Source organism: Catenovulum sp. SX2 (assembly GCF_052056295.1).
In the GTDB taxonomy this organism is placed as follows: domain Bacteria; phylum Pseudomonadota; class Gammaproteobacteria; order Enterobacterales; family Alteromonadaceae; genus Catenovulum.
The window spans coordinates 2,240,806-2,257,569 of the sequence record NZ_CP182493.1; the positions used below are offsets into that span (position 1 = coordinate 2,240,806).

At 39.2% G+C, this 16,764-nt stretch carries 13 protein-coding genes; 6 read left to right on the forward strand and 7 right to left on the reverse strand.

Annotation, left to right across the window (positions count from 1 at the left end; genetic code table 11):
- Positions 1 to 13 precede the first annotated feature (13 nt).
- Positions 14 to 1,357 carry an MATE family efflux transporter gene (locus ACMZOO_RS09365; protein ID WP_440903107.1) on the forward strand — a complete coding sequence of 448 codons (1,344 nt, stop codon included), beginning with the start codon at positions 14 to 16 and terminating at the stop codon, positions 1,355 to 1,357.
- A gap of 903 nt (positions 1,358 to 2,260) precedes the next feature.
- Complete coding sequence (locus ACMZOO_RS09370; protein WP_440903108.1) at positions 2,261 to 3,850, forward strand: DEAD/DEAH box helicase; 1,590 nt, start codon at positions 2,261 to 2,263, stop codon at positions 3,848 to 3,850.
- Between the two features lie 177 nt (positions 3,851 to 4,027).
- Here the strand turns inward: ACMZOO_RS09370 and ACMZOO_RS09375 are convergent, their stop codons facing one another.
- From ACMZOO_RS09375 to rpmH, 7 genes are all read right to left on the reverse strand, one after another.
- Positions 4,028 to 4,828: a DODA-type extradiol aromatic ring-opening family dioxygenase gene (locus ACMZOO_RS09375; RefSeq protein WP_440903109.1), complete on the reverse strand. Its 801-nt coding sequence runs from the start codon at positions 4,826 to 4,828 to the stop codon at positions 4,028 to 4,030.
- 147 nt (positions 4,829 to 4,975) lie between these two features.
- Positions 4,976 to 5,557, reverse strand: coding sequence for a hypothetical protein (locus ACMZOO_RS09380; protein WP_440903110.1), 582 nt, complete (start codon positions 5,555 to 5,557; stop codon positions 4,976 to 4,978).
- 74 nt (positions 5,558 to 5,631) lie between these two features.
- Complete coding sequence (gene mnmE / locus ACMZOO_RS09385; RefSeq protein WP_440903111.1) at positions 5,632 to 6,996, reverse strand: tRNA uridine-5-carboxymethylaminomethyl(34) synthesis GTPase MnmE; 1,365 nt, start codon at positions 6,994 to 6,996, stop codon at positions 5,632 to 5,634.
- A 315-nt stretch (positions 6,997 to 7,311) separates the two neighbouring features.
- Positions 7,312 to 8,943, reverse strand: coding sequence for a membrane protein insertase YidC (gene yidC, locus ACMZOO_RS09390; protein WP_440903112.1), 1,632 nt, complete (start codon positions 8,941 to 8,943; stop codon positions 7,312 to 7,314).
- 6 nt (positions 8,944 to 8,949) lie between these two features.
- The gene (gene yidD, locus ACMZOO_RS09395) at positions 8,950 to 9,213 is read right to left on the reverse strand and encodes a membrane protein insertion efficiency factor YidD (protein WP_082196113.1); all 264 of its coding nucleotides are present in this window, start codon (positions 9,211 to 9,213) and stop codon (positions 8,950 to 8,952) included.
- Positions 9,180 to 9,539: a ribonuclease P protein component gene (rnpA, locus tag ACMZOO_RS09400; protein ID WP_440903113.1), complete on the reverse strand. Its 360-nt coding sequence runs from the start codon at positions 9,537 to 9,539 to the stop codon at positions 9,180 to 9,182. Before rnpA ends, yidD begins: the two co-directional genes overlap by 34 nt.
- A 6-nt stretch (positions 9,540 to 9,545) precedes the next feature.
- Positions 9,546 to 9,680, reverse strand: a complete 135-nt coding sequence (rpmH, locus tag ACMZOO_RS09405) for a 50S ribosomal protein L34 (protein ID WP_016954725.1) — start codon at positions 9,678 to 9,680, stop codon at positions 9,546 to 9,548.
- A gap of 347 nt (positions 9,681 to 10,027) precedes the next feature.
- Between rpmH and dnaA the strand changes: the two genes are divergently transcribed.
- Genes dnaA through gyrB form a run of 4 tightly spaced genes read left to right on the forward strand, consistent with a single transcriptional unit; the run spans position 10,028 to position 16,132 of the window.
- Entirely contained in the window at positions 10,028 to 11,440 is a 1,413-nt protein-coding gene (gene dnaA, locus ACMZOO_RS09410; protein WP_016954726.1) for a chromosomal replication initiator protein DnaA, read from the forward strand.
- 18 nt (positions 11,441 to 11,458) lie between these two features.
- Positions 11,459 to 12,562 (forward strand): DNA polymerase III subunit beta, encoded by a 1,104-nt coding sequence (dnaN, locus tag ACMZOO_RS09415; protein WP_016954727.1) that lies wholly within the window; start codon positions 11,459 to 11,461, stop codon positions 12,560 to 12,562.
- A gap of 15 nt (positions 12,563 to 12,577) precedes the next feature.
- Complete coding sequence (recF, locus tag ACMZOO_RS09420; RefSeq protein ID WP_440903114.1) at positions 12,578 to 13,705, forward strand: DNA replication/repair protein RecF; 1,128 nt, start codon at positions 12,578 to 12,580, stop codon at positions 13,703 to 13,705.
- 12 nt (positions 13,706 to 13,717) lie between these two features.
- Positions 13,718 to 16,132, forward strand: a complete 2,415-nt coding sequence (gene gyrB / locus ACMZOO_RS09425; RefSeq protein ID WP_440903115.1) for a DNA topoisomerase (ATP-hydrolyzing) subunit B — start codon at positions 13,718 to 13,720, stop codon at positions 16,130 to 16,132.
- The last annotated feature ends 632 nt before the right edge of the window (positions 16,133 to 16,764 follow it).

The window sequence follows — 16,764 nt, forward strand, 5'->3', positions numbered from 1 at the left end:
TAATTGGTTATACATGCAGATAAGTTCGGTTAAAAAATATTCGTTGTTCGCACTCACCTGGCCATTGTTCATCGACATGGCTTTGCATTTTTTTACTGCGGCTATGAATACTTTTATGATTGGCCATATCTCATCGCAAGGTGTTGCTGCACTGGCAATTGGTAATCAAGTTTTTCAACTTGCGATCACTGTTTTTAGTTTTGTTACCATAGGTGCCAGCGTGGTGTTAACCCAATACTTGGGGGCGGATAATAAAACTGCAGCGCGCCATGTGGTTTATTCATCAATTGGTTTTAATTTATTTGTTGGTTTAGTTGCCGCATTAACCATTATTTTTGGTGCCGATAGCATAGTTCATTTAATGAATTTACCTGAGCATTTACACGCTGATGGCAAAATTTATCTGCAAATTATCGGCTTGTGTTTGTTACCTGAAGCTATAGGTTTATGTTTAGCCGCAACCATACGCGCACATGGTTTTACTCAACAGGCTATGTGGGTAACCTTAATCATGAATTTAATTACCTTTGTTGGTAATTTATTTTTGTTGTATGGCTGGTTTGGTATTCCTGAATATGGCGTAGCTGGTGTTGCCATTAGCACAGCTGTTGGCCGTGTGGTTGGTATGGTTATTTTGGCTGGACTAGTGGTTAAATACACTGGTATTCATATTTATATCAAACCCATCTTAAAACCGAAAAAACACATTTTAGCTAAGGTGTTTCACATTGGTTTACCGGCAGCGGGTGAGAATTTATCTTGGATGCTGCAGTTTATGTTAATTACCTCCTTTGTTGCTTTAATGGGTGAAAAAGCGTTAGCGGCGCAAACTTATTATTTCCAAATTTGTACTTTTATTTTGTTGTTTAGTTTATCTATTGGTTTGGCCAACGAAATTATTATTGGCCATATGATAGGGGCTAAACAAATTGAGCAGGCGAGGGCGCAGTTATTTAAAGCGTTAAAGTTAGGTTTTATTGTCACAGCCATTACCGCTGGGGTTGTATCTGTTACCGGCCCAAGTTTTATTGATGTATTAACCCAAGACCAAGCTGTGCTGAGTTTAGTTAGCCAGTTATTTATAATTACTTTGTTTATGGAGCCTGGGCGAACCTTTAATTTAATTGTGATTAACGCGTTACGCGCAACCGGTGATGCAAGATTTCCATTGTATGTGGGTGTTTTGTCTATGTGGGGTATAGCTGTACCCCTTTCATATTGGTTGGGGATTGTGCTGGATTATGGTTTGGTTGGTGTTTGGATTGCTTTGGCTATTGATGAATGGACTCGTGGTTTGTTGATGTTTTGGCGTTGGCGCAGTGGGCGCTGGCAAACCAAGTCGTTTGTGTCGGCTTAGTTTTCGATTGTTCACTATCTTTGATGGCATCTATATCGCTAGATTAATGTGCTAATTAAGGTCAAGTTGATTGCGATATTTTTCGCAAAATCGCTTCAAGGCCATCCTGGCCCGCTCTCACACGGCATCCCTGCCGAGTGGAAGTTTTGCGAAAAACAATCCCAACCACCTTTCCTAGTTTTGATGTTGCTGCGGTATCTATTGGCCTAAATTTTAGGAAGTTTTGCTCGAAATACACCCAATCACCTTATTTTTCAGTGTTGCAGCTGGGCTAATAACACGCTGGGATATAGTGCATTTATCCCCATTTGAAGCATAATTTTCTAAAAACGCTTTTCACCGTCCATGGTCGCTCGCATAAGGCATCCATGCCTTATGAAGTTTTAGAAAATCAGCCTTCAAATAGACACTTATCTAGCATTTTTATTGCTTGTCAGATAATAGATATGTGCACGGTGGGAGACTAGCTTGTGATTGCTTCAGCCTACGAATAGGTCGTTGACGTATTGTAAAAATTACGTCAGGTGTAAATTTTATAAGTAGGTAAATTCACAAACTTTAGTTAGTAGTTGTTGATAAATGCCTTACACTTGTCGCTAATTCAACTTCGATTATCTGCGTTTTTCACGATAGTTGAAAGTAATAGTTTGCAGACATTAAAGGTGGTAGAGGTTAATTTAGAGCAAAATTTCTTTTTTATGGGCGAATCAGAACCGAAGCTCCGCTTCGCAGTCTGATGAGGTGGAATCATGGATGATGACAGGGCCTGCCATTCATGGAAGAATAGTCAGCTCTGAATTTTATTTCGGAGATTGATAATTGCGGTTTTGCGATAATTAACCTCTACTGCCTGCCGATACTTGTAGTTGGCACCTATCTTTTTTATACCACTGAAGAGTTTAAATGACAGATCAAATCAGTTTTGCCGAGCTTAAATTAGCCGATCCAATATTACGCGCAATAGACGCTAAAGGTTATACAACCGCATCGCCCATCCAGCAAAAAGCTATACCTGTGATTATGGCGGGTAAAAATGTTATGGCGGCGGCGCAAACTGGTACTGGCAAAACCGCAGGTTTTACCTTACCTATTTTGCACAAACTATTGACCAGTAATAAAAGTAACAAACAAACAGGTAATCAAGTTAGGTGTTTAATATTAACACCAACCCGCGAGCTTGCAGCGCAAGTCGCAGATAACGTAGCTACTTATGCTCAGTTCACCAAAATAAAATCTGTTGTGGTATTTGGTGGGGTGAAAATTAATCCTCAAATGCAAAACTTACGTGGTGGTGCAGATATTTTGATTGCAACGCCAGGTCGTTTGCTCGATTTGTATCAACAAAATGCAGTTAGGTTTGATGAATTAGAAGTATTGGTATTAGACGAAGCAGACCGCATGTTAGATATGGGCTTTGTGCGAGATATCGAAAAAATCGTAAAACTTTTGCCATCACAAAGACAAAACTTATTATTCTCAGCGACTTTTTCGGCCGATATTCGCCAGCTTGCTAAACAAGTGATTGGTCCTGCGACTGAAGTTTCGGTAAACACAGAAAATAGCACCACGCATTTGGTTGAGCAGTCACTCTATTCGGTGGATAAAAACAATAAAAATGCCTTGTTAATTAAATTAATTGAACAACAAAAGTGGACTCAGGCAATTGTGTTTACTCGCACTAAACATGGGGCAAATCGGGTTGCGCGTAAATTAACCCAAGAAATGATTAATGCAGCGGCTATTCATGGGGATAAAAGCCAAGGGCAACGAACTAAAGCATTGGCTGGTTTTAAAGCAGGTGAAATACGTATTTTAGTTGCGACCGATATTGCTGCACGTGGTTTAGATATTCATCAATTACCACAAGTTGTGAATTTCGATTTGCCGCATGTTGCTGAAGATTATGTGCATAGAATTGGCCGCACAGGTCGAGCTGGTGCTACTGGCCATGCTGTGTCATTAGTCTGTGCGGATGAAATTGATCAACTTATTGCAATTGAAAGACTAATTGGCAAAAAGATTAAGCGTTTTGAACATCCAAAATTACCGGCGCAAAATTCATTGCCAGAAACACCGGAAGATCCAAAACCATTAAAAGCAAAAAAACCTAAGAAGCCGAAAAAAGCCAAAGCGCAAAATGAAGCTGAGCAAGGGCAGAGCAGAACGAACTCGGGTGAAAATCGTCGCAAAGCAAAACCTAAAACTGATAATGCTCGACGTGGCAAAGCTGAACAAAAAAATAAAACTTCGGATAAATCATCCGCTAAGCCGTCAGGTCAGAAACGAGCGAATAACTCAACTCGCGCAAACAACAATGCAGACAGTTTTGTTGGTCGCAGACGGGTAAAACAGACTGATGATAAATCAAATAATGTAGACCCTTATGCTAATTCGTTGACGGATAAACCACAAACACCTTCGCGAGCTGACAATAATAACAATGGCAAACGTAGCCCTGCTGGTCGAAGGTTTTCTATTAAGCAAGGTGACTAGTGCTACGCTGCCAAAGGCATCGAGTTTAACAATTCATCCTGATTAAAATTATAAAAATCTCAAAACGATATATATCGTTTTGAGATTTTTTTGCTTTATTCCTACATATTTCCGTTGCCTATTAGAGTAACACTCTAATTTTATTGATTATTCAGAATTTAGATTAGTCTTACATTATTAACTAAACATAAAACTGCTGTTGTTTAAGTTGGCATATTCATAACTGTCATGCAGTAACTTGGATTGCATATTTTTATTTGAAGTTTGAATGCCAGCCGCTACCAATAAAGGTAAATAATGATCAGGCCGCGGATGCGCCATCAGCATATGTGAGTTTAACCTATAGGCATTTGCTAATGCTGTTAAGTTAGTTTCAGCAACTTGCTGTTGCAGCCATTGGCTAAATTCGACTGCCCAACTTGCTGTTTTGCCATTTAAACTCAGCCTAGATAAATTGTGGGTTGCACTACCTGAGCCAATAAAAATAATACCTTGCTCAGTTAAAGCTGAAAGTTTTTCACCCAACTGTATATACGCAGACATATCTTTACCTGAATTAAAGCCAGTTAATACAGGTAAACTCATAGCTAATACAGGCAGCCGACCGTTCGGATTTATTAGTTTTAATACAGTCCAAGCACCATGATCTAATCCTTGTTTAACAACCGAAAAATCAATTTTATTCTTGGATAAAACATCACTCACAGCATCAGTTAGCCACTGCGGTTGTTCTGTTTGGTACTGTTGTTGGTATAACTCAGGTTCAAAACCGCCAAAGTCATTTATGCTGGATAAAGTGCCCGTTGCGCTAATGCTGAGTTGTTTAGTTATCCAATGTGGCGACATAATCACAATCGCTTTTGCTTGGGTAAACAAATCTGTTGTGGCTAAATTTTGCAAAAAATCATTGGCGGGATGCGCCTTTAGTATTCGATTTGGCGCACCATGAGATAAAAATAAACTGGCGGTTTTATGCATATTGATTGTTCGCTGCTAAAAAGCTGTTGATACCACCAGTTTAATAAGTATAGGCAGCTAAACAATATAGCTTGTATGTATAACACTGTTGCCTTAGCGTTAACATTAAACTTGTTATCAGACAGCGGGTTATCTAACCTGTGCATATCAGTTGCACTTACCTATATGGGTATTGGCCATTTGCTCATGCGATAAAATATCTAAGTCTTCAACAAATAATAAATAACCGTCTTGTGGCTCAAACTGAATAAAAATGTCTGTCGGTAGACTTGTGGGTTGTTTCGCGTTTTTATAACAACCACCATTAACACTGGCTATCAACCAACCTCGACCTCTTTGACCTGTTTGTTCGTATTGGCTAATGAGTTGCTGGCGTTGTTTAAATTGTGCTGCGTCTGCCGCTGTTAGTTTTAAAATAATCACTTGTTGATTATCTTCTAGGTTATTCAGCAAAGCTGTCGGTAGTTGATTGTGCTTTTGTGAATATTCTTGCACCTCAACAAAATAGATATCGTGAATATCTAACTGGTTATCCGCTGTTTGGTAACCCAGCTCTAGCTGCACATTACCTTGTTTTATTTGTAGGTTTTTATCGCTACGAATAGCTACTCGAATATGCTCAGCAGGCGCTTGCAAAGGGCTTGCATTTCTAAGTTTGTATAAGGTTTTAAGTGGAATACTGGTACAGGCTGTGGTTGCTAGCAGTAGTAAAATTGATAGGTATTTCATTGGCTGTCCATAATGTTATTTGTGAGCTTGAATAACATAGAGCTTCAGAACAGCCAAAAGTTGCGAGTGGAATTCTACTTCCCAATACAAAAACTACTAAAGATCCGCCCTAATAAATCATCGCTGCTAAATTCGCCGGTTATTTCATTTAAAAACTGTTGAGCTAAACGCAGTTCTTCAGCAAGTAATTCACCTGCGTGCATTTCTTGCAGTTGGTATTTACCGTTTTCTAAATGTTCCATTGCTCGGTTTATTGCATCTATATGGCGGCGGCGGGCTAAAAATTGCCCTTCGGTTGAAGCTTGATAACCCATTATTTTTTTCAAATGTTCGGTTAAGTGCTGCATACCTTCGCCGGTTTTTGCCGATAAGCGAATAATCGGGTAGGGGGTCGCATCTGCAAAACCAAGTGTTTCACCACTTTGGTCGGCTTTGTTGCGGATAACAGTTACCCCTACGGCTTTGTCGCCCAAGCGCGTAAAAAACTCTGGCCAGTCTTGTTCAACAGCGTGTTTGCTTTCAGTGCTGTCGACCATTAATAAAATGCGATCTGCTTGTTCTATTTCTTGCCACGCGCGCTCTATACCTATTTGTTCTACTTCATCTGGGCTTTCACGCAAACCTGCTGTGTCGATAATATGCAGCGGCATGCCGTCAATGTGGATATGTTCACGTAACACGTCACGGGTTGTACCAGCTATGTTGGTAACAATCGCGGTTTCTTTACCGGCTAACGCGTTTAATAAGCTTGATTTACCTGCATTAGGTTTACCTGCTATCACCACGCGCATACCATCTTTAAGCAGCGCGCCTTGGCGTGCTTGCGCAAGTACATTGCTGGTTGAGTCGATAATCTTGAGTAAATCACTTTCTATTTTGCCATCGGATAAAAAGTCTACTTCTTCTTCTGGAAAATCTATTGCGGCTTCTACATAAATGCGCAAGTGGATTATTTCTTCTGACAAGGCATGGATGTGTTTGGAAAACTCACCTTGTAAGGTTTGTAATGCACAGCGCGCAGCTTGCTCTGAAGATGATTCAATTAAATCCGCTATCGCTTCGGCTTGAGCTAAATCTAGTTTGTCGTTTAAAAATGCGCGCTCTGAGAATTCACCTGGGTTGGCTAAACGCACACCTTTTATCGCGACTACTTGTTGGAGTAGTAAATCGAGGATTACTGGGCCGCCGTGGCCTTGTAGTTCGAGTACGTCTTCACCGGTAAATGAATTTGGCCCTTTAAAAAATAGAGCTATGCCTTGGTCTATTACTTGGCCGTTGAGATCGTAAAATTTTAAATACTCAGCTTGGCGAGGTTTAAGTTGTTTTTTGACTAATTGCTCGGCAACTGTTGTGGCTAAACTGCCGGATATTCTAATTATACCTACACCACCACGACCAGGCGCGGTAGCAATTGCAGCAATTGTATCTTGATTTAGCATATTAAACCTTCGTTGTTCAGAGTGCGTCTGTGAGCATAGCAAGCAGCTAGCATTTTAATTATCGCAAAATCGCTGTGTATACTTCCATGTACGCTCGCAAACGTCATCCCAGACGTTTGAAGTTTTGCTCCTAATTATAACGCTATCTGCTTTAGTTGTTTTGACGTTTTGTGCAATATAACTTAATCAGCATTTAGGATTACTCTACTGCTTTTTTGCCATTGAGTGTTTGTTGTCCTAGAAATTACTGATTTACAGATAACAAAAACGGGCATTAACGCCCGTTTTTAAAGCTATTTATTTAAAGCGAAGTGGTTATTTTAAACCCTTTTTCTCCATCGCTTTATTAATCATCAACATTTGTACAATTGAAATAATGTTGCTGACTAACCAGTATAAAACTAGACCCGCCGGGAACCATAAAAAGAAGAAGGTAAAGGCAACAGGCATATACTGGAAGATTTTTTGCTGTACTGGATCTTGCATAGGTGTAGGTTGTAATTTTTGCATTACAAACATACTCGCACCCATCAAGATAGGTAATACGTAGAATGGATCTTGTTGTGATAAGTCGTGGATCCATAATGCAAATTCAGCATGGCGCAATTCAACACTTTCAACAAATACCCAGTATAAAGCTAAGAAAATAGGCATCTGTAAAAGAATTGGCAAACAGCCACCCATAGGGTTAACTTTTTCTTTGCGGTATAACTCCATCATAGCTTGTGAGAACTTTTGTCTGTCTTCGCCATAACGGTTTTTAAGCTCAGTTAACTTAGGTTGTAACTGGCGTAATTTTGCCATTGAGGTGTATTGTTTTTTGGTTAAGCCGTACATTAAACCTTTCACAATAATAGTGATAAGAATAATAGCAACACCCCAGTTAGCAACTAAGCCGTGTAAAAATTGTAATAAGTGGAATAATGGTTGTGATAAAAACCACAACATACCATAGTCAACTGTTAGGTCTAAGTTATCCGCTAGCTCGGCTAATTTATCTTGATCTTTAGGACCTGCGTATAAAGTTGTCACTAAGCTTGCTTGTTGACCTGGCGCTACTTGTACCGCTTCACCTTTGTAACGAATTAATACTTTGCCACCGCTTAATGCTTTGGTTGAAATCTCAATATTTTCGTCAGCGCTTGGAATAAATGCTGTTACGAAATAATGTTCAATCATTGAAATCCAACCACCAGTTGAAGCAACTTGCAATTTAGAATCAACAATGTCGTCAAAGTCGATTTTTTCGTAAGTTTCGTTCTGAGTTGAATATGCCGCGCCATGGTAAGTTGGCATCATCATTGAGCTTTGTGCTTGTGCAGCATTTTGTTTTAACTGCGCAAACAATTGCACGTTTTTCACAGCATCAGATGTATTAGTTACGTCAAAACGAATTTGAATATCGTGTTCACCTTTGCGGAATACAAATACTTTTTTAACTGTTAAACCTTGGCTGCTTTTAAAACTGATTGGCACTTCTAAAGTATCACCCGACATTTGATAGTCAGTTTGTGCTGCAACATATAAAGGGCGACCTTTAGGGCTAGCATCAGGGCCATGTGCACCAGTTAAGCCAGATTGTGCATGGTATAAATCAGCGCCTTGTTCAACTAACAAAGAGAAAGCTTCAGAACCATCTTTTTCTTTAGCAAACTTAAGTAAGTCTAGCTGAACAATATCACCACCTAACAAGTCAATTTTCACTTTAACAGTATCAGTTGTTACTGTAATAAAGCTGCTACCTGTAGCGACTGACTCAAGCACACTTTGTTCTGCAACTGGTACATCAGCAGAAATTTGTGCAGGCTTTTGTGCAACTGCTGTGGTTGTGCTCTCTGCTGTGATAGGTGCCACAGGTTGAGGTGCGTGGTCTATTTGCCATTGGTTCCATAATAAAAAGGTAACCAAAGCTAAACCTATCAATAGAAAACTTCTTTGCGATTCCATAGAACTCTATTTCTCTTTGTTTTTTGATTTAGGGACAGGATCATACCCGCCAGACGAAAACGGATGACATTTTATAACGCGTTTGACCGTTAACCAACCTCCAATACGCACTCCGTGGCGATTAATTGCTAAAATTGCATAATTTGAGCAAGTTGGATGGAAACGACACCTAGGTCCAAGTAACGGACTCAAGGTCAATTGGTATAACCTAACTAGGCCATAACATAATTTACGAGCTAATTTTTGAACTGACGTTGGATTTTTTTCCATGTGTAGTTTAGCTCGTGGCGTAATTCTGCATTGGTTGCATTGGCAATACCTTGTTTACCAATAAAAACCAAATCGACATTATTTAGGTTGTGTTGATTTAACCTAAAATATTCGCGTACAACACGTTTGACTTGATTGCGCTCAGTTGCAAATTTTGCTTTCTTTTTTGAGATGGTAAAACCGATGCGTGCATTTGCGAATGAGTTTTTTGCAGCAAGAATAGTGTAATAACGACAAGAAAATTTTTTAGGACGGGCGTCGAAAACGCTTTGAAAGTCGGCGGGAGTGAGGAGTCTCGACTCCCGCTTGAACGGAAAAGTTTTCACGTAATATTACGCGCTTAAAACTTTACGTCCTTTAGCACGGCGACGAGCTAAAACTTGACGACCGCTTTTTGTAGCCATACGAGCACGGAAACCGTGACTACGCTTACGCTTTAAATTGCTAGGTTGAAATGTACGTTTCATTGCAATAATTCCGATTAATCTAAAATTGTGCCTGCCGGCACGGCCTTATAAGGGGCGCGAACTATAGCAAAATTATTCGTTTGAGACAAGTATGATCTCTATCATCAATGCGCTTTTTGGATAACTTTTTTAATTTGCTGATTTTATCCACATTTGTTGTTTTTATAAACAATTTGTTATTGAAATTTAGTTGGTATAGAACAAAAAAGAATTAAAAAATAAAACTAAATAAATCATGTGGATATACGTTATTTTTCGGTTAAATAGCCTTTTATAATTTGTCAATATTGAACTTGTGGATAAAATTTGATGAGATCCACCGTCCAATAAATAAGTGGAGAAGTTCCTTGAGCGAATCGCTATGGCAGGCGTGTTTAGATAATTTACAGCGCGAATTGCCCTCACAACAATATAATATGTGGGTTCGTCCATTACAGGTCCAAGCTTTAAACCAAGATTTGATTCTTTACGCACCAAACAAATTCGTTTTAGATTGGGTGCGTGATAAGTATGTTGACCGTATTACCGAATTGCTGAAGGAACTAGCAGGGGATAAAAGTCCTAACCTTAAAATGGAAGTGGGTTCAAAACCTGCTGCGCCTATTGCTAATCCAAAACTCGAATTAGGCAATAAACCAGCACCTACACAGGGTGGGCATACTCATGCACCTGTGACAAATGGTTTTAATCCACAAATGGCTAACCCAGCACAAATAGGTCAAACACCACCAAGCGGTTTGCGTTCTAACCTGCGTGAAAATTATACTTTTGATAATTTTGTTGAAGGTAAATCTAACCAATTGGCGCGAGCTGCGGCAACACAAGTTGCAGATAATCCAGGTACAGCATTTAACCCACTGTTTTTATATGGCAGTACAGGTTTAGGTAAAACTCACTTAATGCACGCGGTTGGCAATGAAATTCGCCAGCGCAATCCGGATGCAAAAATTGTGTATATGCATTCAGAGCGTTTCGTGCAAGACATGGTTAAAGCCATTCAAACCAATTCAATTGAAGATTGGAAACGCCATTATCGTTCAGTTGATGCACTATTAATTGATGATATTCAATTTTTTGCTGGTAAAGAACGTTCGCAAGAAGAGTTTTTCCACACTTTTAATGCATTGTTAGAAGGCAATCACCAAGTTATTTTAACCAGTGATAGATACCCTAAAGAAATAGACGGGGTAGAAGAAAGGTTAAAATCTCGTTTTGGTTGGGGTTTAACCATAATTATTGAGCCACCAGAGTTAGAAACACGTGTGGCTATTTTGATGAAAAAAGCACAAGAGTCTAATTTTGATCTTCCACACGAAGTGGCGTTTTTTATTGCGAAACGTTTGCGTTCAAATGTACGTGATTTAGAAGGAGCATTAAACCGCGTAATTGCCAATGCCAATTTTACTGGCAAAGCGGTTACAATAGACTTTGCTAAAGATGCGCTGCGCGATATGCTCGCATTACAAGAAAAACTCGTTACAATAGATAACATACAAAAAACTGTCGCTGAATATTATAAAATCAAGTTGGCAGATATGTCGTCTAAAAGTCGTAGTCGCAGTGTTGCGCGTCCACGACAAATAGCCATGGCACTATCAAAGGAATTAACAAACCATAGTTTGCCTGAAATTGGAGCGGCTTTTGGTGGGCGTGATCATACAACCGTATTGCATGCTTGCAGAAAAGTCGTTGAATTAAGAGAAAAAAATCACGATATTAAAGAAGATTTTTCAAACTTAGTTCGCACACTTTCTTCGTAAAGATTGGATAATAAAAATATGAAATTTTCAGTTAGTCGAGAAGATATACTTAAGCCATTGCAACTTGCAACTGGTACAGTGGAACGCCGCCATACCTTACCTATTTTGTCGAATGTATTGTTAGATATAAACGATGGGGTATTGTCGATTACAGGTACAGATTTAGAAGTTGAATTGGTTGCATCGGTTGAGTTAGTGCAAGCATCGGATGATGGACAAATTACCGTACCAGCGAAAAAGTTATTTGATATCTGTAAAGGGTTGAGTGATTCGGCGCTAATTGAATTTTCATTAACTGATACTAAGTTGCAAATTAAGTCGGGTAGAAGTAAGTATTCACTATCAACGCTGCCAGCGAAAGATTTCCCTAACTTAGAAGAGTGGGCGAGCGAAATTAACTTTGCGGTTAAACAAAAAGATCTAAAAACTATGATAGATCGCACCGCATTTTCTATGGCTAACCAAGATGTGCGTTATTACCTCAATGGTATGTCGTTAGAAACCTCGGGCAATCAAATTCGTTGTGTAACCACTGATGGTCACCGTTTGGCATTAATGCGTTTAGATTTAGAAAACGAATCGTTAGACGAAAGCCAAGTCATTATTCCACGTAAAGGTGTTACTGAGATCAGTCGTTTAATTGAAGATTCAGACGATAATGTATATATCTCAATTGGTAGCAACCATATCCGTTTAAGTAGTGGATCTTTTACTTTTACCAGTAAATTAGTTGATGGCCGTTTCCCTGATTATCGCCGTGTCTTACCTAAAGGTGGTGATAAGGAAATTATTGCTGATAAAGGTTATATCAAACAAGCTTTTGCGCGTGCGGCTATTTTATCTAACGAAAAATTCCGTGGTGTGCGCTTGAACTTAGCCAGTGGTGAATTAACCATTACCGCAACCAACCCAGAACAAGAAGTTGCTGAAGAGGTGGTTGAAGTAAATTACCAAGGTAGTGAGTTAGAAATTGGTTTTAACGTTGCTTACATTATTGATGTATTAAATTCTTTAGAGTCAGACGAAGTTAAGATCACTTTAGGTGATGCAAATAGCAGTGCCTTGATTGAAGATAATCAAGATGATGCTGCTATTTATGTTGTTATGCCAATGAGGTTGTAATTCAACTTCCTTTTTATGCATATTTCAAAGTTGGCGATTCATAACGTGCGTAATATTTCGCAGATAGAAATGTTACCGCACGCCCACTGTAATATCATTGTCGGTGAAAACGGCAGTGGTAAATCGTCAATTTTGGAAGCCATTCACTTGTTAGGCTTCGGCCGCTCTTTTCGAAAATCTAAAACGCCAGAACTTATCCAGTTTAATCAAACAAACTTAACCGTATTCGCCGACTGTTTTACTGAGAAGCAACAAGCGGATGACTACGAACAAAATATAAAGTTTGGTTTAAGTAAAAATCAAAGTGGTGACAGTGAAGTTCGCATTCAAGGGAAAAAAGCCGCTAGGTTAAGTGAGCTATCTAGTCAATTTCCAATTGTCGCTTTTACTTGTGATAGTTTTGATTTGGTTGATGGCAGCCCAAGTATACGCAGAAAATTTTTAGATTGGTTGGTGTTTCACGTGAAACATCAGCAAAATGTTTCATCGATTTATCGTGACTATGCTCGAGTATTAGAACAAAGAAACTCGGCTTTACGTCGTAGTTTGGTTGAACAAATTCGTTCGTGGGATAATAGTTTTATTCAACTGAATAAACAGATCCAACAATTACGTCAGCAAGCAGTGGATTGGTTAAATAAAGAAATCTGCCAGTATCAATCTTTATTAACCAAAGAGAACTTTGCTGATGGCGATAGTCAGCAGTGTATTCAATTAGAATATAAACCCGGCTGGAATCAACAATTTGATTTAGCCGAGTTACTCACGAAAAATTTGCAAACCGATCTTAAGCGTAAAACCACTGGGGTAGGTGTGCATAGAGATGAGTTGATTCTTAAATATAAAGAACAACCCATTAGAAATATTTTGTCGCGTGGTGAATGTAAGCGTTATGTATTGGCGTTGATGTTTGCTGCGGAAGAAGTTATAAAAAAACAAACCGACAAAAACTGTATTTGGATAGTTGATGATATTGCGGCTGAATTAGATTTAACTTCTATCAAAGCTGCGTTTAGCACTAACAAGAATAATCAAAACCAAATGTTTTTTACTTGTATTGAAAAAGACTTAGCACTTATTCAACAAGTTATAGAGTATGAACATGCAGTGTTTCACGTGAAACATGGCAAATTGATAAATTAATAAGGTCAGAAAATGTCAGAATATGATTCATCGTCGATAAAAGTCTTAAAAGGACTAGACGCGGTAAGAAAAAGACCCGGCATGTATATTGGTGATACCGACGACGGTACCGGCCTGCACCACATGGTATTTGAGGTTGTCGATAACAGTATAGACGAAGCGTTAGCTGGTCACTGTAAAGACATTATTGTAACCATACATTCTGATGGTTCTGTATCTGTTCGCGACGATGGTCGTGGTATTCCGGTTGCTATGCACCCTGAAGAGGGCGTTTCTGCTGCTCAGGTAATCATGACTGTATTGCACGCCGGCGGTAAATTCGACGATAACTCATATAAAGTTTCTGGTGGTTTACATGGTGTTGGTGTATCGGTAGTTAATGCACTTTCTGATGATTTACAACTTACCATTCGTCGTGAAGGTAAAGTTCACCAACAAAAATATAAATTAGGTGATCCGGTTAAACCAATTGAAGTGATTGGTGAAACTGAAGGTACAGGTACAGAAATTCGTTTCTGGCCATCACCAACTATCTTCAGTGATACTTTGTTTCACTATGATATTTTAGCTAAACGTTTACGTGAATTAAGTTTCTTAAACTCAGGTGTTTCAATTAAACTAAAAGATGAACGTGACGGTAAAAACGACCACTTTATGTATGAAGGTGGTATTCAAGCTTTTGTTGAATATTTAAATCGCAACAAAACACCAATTCACAGTCACGTATTCCATTTTGTTGCTGAACGTGAAGATGGCATTACTGTTGAAGTCGCTGCACAGTGGAACGATTCTTATCAACAAGAAAATGTATTCTGTTTTACCAATAATATTCCACAACGTGATGGTGGTACCCACTTAGCTGGTTTCCGTGCTGCGTTAACTCGTACATTAAATACCTTTATGGAAAAAGAAGGTATGTCGAAAAAAGCTAAAGTTGCTACTACAGGTGACGATGCGCGTGAAGGTTTAACCGCTGTTGTTTCAGTTAAAGTACCAGATCCTAAATTCTCATCACAAACAAAAGACAAGTTAGTATCGTCTGAAGTTAAGGGTGCTGTAGAACAAACTATGGCTGAAAAGCTGAATGATTTCTTATTGGAAAACCCAACAGAAGTTAAATCTATCGTTACTAAGATTATGGATGCAGCACGTGCACGTGAAGCTGCACGTAAAGCACGTGAAATTACCCGTCGTAAAGGTGTGTTAGATATCGCTGGTTTACCAGGTAAATTAGCTGATTGCCAAGAGCGAGACCCTGCGCTTTCTGAACTATACATAGTGGAGGGTGACTCTGCGGGCGGATCAGCTAAGCAGGGTCGTAATCGTAAGAACCAAGCAATTTTGCCATTAAAAGGTAAAATTCTAAATGTTGAAAAAGCACGTTTTGACAAAATGCTTAGTTCAGCTGAAGTTGGTACTTTGATTACTGCATTAGGTTGTGGCATCGGCCGCGATGAATATAATCCGGATAAATTAAGATATCATTCAATTATCTTAATGACGGATGCTGACGTTGATGGATCGCATATTCGTACTTTATTATTAACCTTCTTTTACCGTCAAATGCCGGAAATTATTGAACGTGGCCATGTATTCATCGCTCAACCACCTTTGTTTAAAGTTAAAAAAGGTAAACAAGAGCAATACATCAAAGATGAAGCTGCGTTTGAAGGTTATTTAACTAACCTTGCATTAGACGGCGCAGAATTGCATGTGAATGAAGATGCACCTGCAATTAGTGGTAGTGCGTTAGAGCAAATCGTTAAAGATTTCCAACGTTGTGAACACATCATTGAGCGTTTATCGCGTACAGTTAATCCAGCATTAGTTAATGAACTTAAGTATGTTGAAGCATTAACTGCTGACAAATTAAAAGATAAAGAGTTTGTTGAACAGTGGGCTGCTGGTTTAGCTTCTCAACTTGAAGCGAAAAAAGATGGTAGTTCTATCTTTGAACATCATGTAGATTTCGACCAAGAGATTCACTCTTACATCCCACGCTTTAATGTACGTACACATGGTGTTGATTATGTGTATAAGGTAGATGCTGATTTTGTTAGCTCTGCTGATTATCAAAACATTGCTAAAACGGGTAATACTATTGCTGGTTTAGTTGAAGAGGGTGCTTACATCAAACGTGGTGAGCGTATTTTCCCGATTCAGTCTTTTGAGCAAGGTTTAGATTGGTTAATTAAAGAATCGAAAAAAGGTTTATACATCCAACGTTATAAAGGTTTGGGTGAGATGAATGCAGATCAACTTTGGGAAACCACTATGGACCCAAATAGTCGCCGTATGCTTAAAGTGACAATTGAAGATGCGATTGGTGCTGATCAATTGTTCTCTACTTTGATGGGTGATCAAGTTGAACCTCGTCGTGATTTCATTGAACGCAATGCGTTGAATGTAGCGAACTTAGATGTGTAGTTTCAGCTAAGTTTTTTGTTTGATTGAAAGCCCAACCTATATGGTTGGGCTTTTTTGTAGGTGCTTACTAACTTCTATATAAAACATATCCTACTGGTTGAAGTTTTACCCTCAAATCATAATTTGGCTCTGTTGTAGATGTGAGACAAGTCGCTGCTAGTTTGCTGGCAGGGAAGGACAAGGTGCATGGGGAATTGTTTGCAAAACCGCTGCAAGGCCATCCATGGCCCGCTCGCAAACGGTATCCCTACCGATTGAAGTTTTGCAAACAACACACCCATCCACCTTTTTGACACCAGTGTTGCTGTTAGCAAGGTTGTTGCTTGTTTAGTGGCAGGGAAGAGCAAGGTAAATGGGGTATTGTTCGAAAAAACGCTGTGAATACATCCATGTACGCTTCGCTTTTTCATCCCTGAAAAAGAGATTTTTCGATCAACACACCCATCCACCTTTCTATCTCTAATATTGCGATGACAATTGTTGAAGCAACACATAAGTTGAAGGAAGGGATTGGGATTAATAAAGCAGACCGTACAAATCGTGGATGATTTGTCTCGAGCTCCCATGGATGGGTTTACAGCGAGTCTGTGTATTAATCGCAATTCCTGACTGAATGTGGGGATTGTTTCATC

Bases quoted from the DNA above. Each gene is read 5' to 3' on its own strand.
- ACMZOO_RS09365 (WP_440903107.1), top strand. From the start codon at position 14: ATGCAGATAAGTTCGGTTAAAAAATATTCGTTGTTCGCACTCACCTGG.
- ACMZOO_RS09370 (WP_440903108.1), top strand. From the start codon at position 2,261: ATGACAGATCAAATCAGTTTTGCCGAGCTTAAATTAGCCGATCCAATA.
- ACMZOO_RS09375 (WP_440903109.1), bottom strand. From the start codon at position 4,828: ATGCATAAAACCGCCAGTTTATTTTTATCTCATGGTGCGCCAAATCGA.
- ACMZOO_RS09380 (WP_440903110.1), bottom strand. From the start codon at position 5,557: ATGAAATACCTATCAATTTTACTACTGCTAGCAACCACAGCCTGTACC.
- mnmE (WP_440903111.1), bottom strand. From the start codon at position 6,996: ATGCTAAATCAAGATACAATTGCTGCAATTGCTACCGCGCCTGGTCGT.
- yidC (WP_440903112.1), bottom strand. From the start codon at position 8,943: ATGGAATCGCAAAGAAGTTTTCTATTGATAGGTTTAGCTTTGGTTACC.
- yidD (WP_082196113.1), bottom strand. From the start codon at position 9,213: ATGGAAAAAAATCCAACGTCAGTTCAAAAATTAGCTCGTAAATTATGT.
- rpmH (WP_016954725.1), bottom strand. From the start codon at position 9,680: ATGAAACGTACATTTCAACCTAGCAATTTAAAGCGTAAGCGTAGTCAC.
- dnaN (WP_016954727.1), top strand. From the start codon at position 11,459: ATGAAATTTTCAGTTAGTCGAGAAGATATACTTAAGCCATTGCAACTT.
- recF (WP_440903114.1), top strand. From the start codon at position 12,578: ATGCATATTTCAAAGTTGGCGATTCATAACGTGCGTAATATTTCGCAG.
- gyrB (WP_440903115.1), top strand. From the start codon at position 13,718: ATGTCAGAATATGATTCATCGTCGATAAAAGTCTTAAAAGGACTAGAC.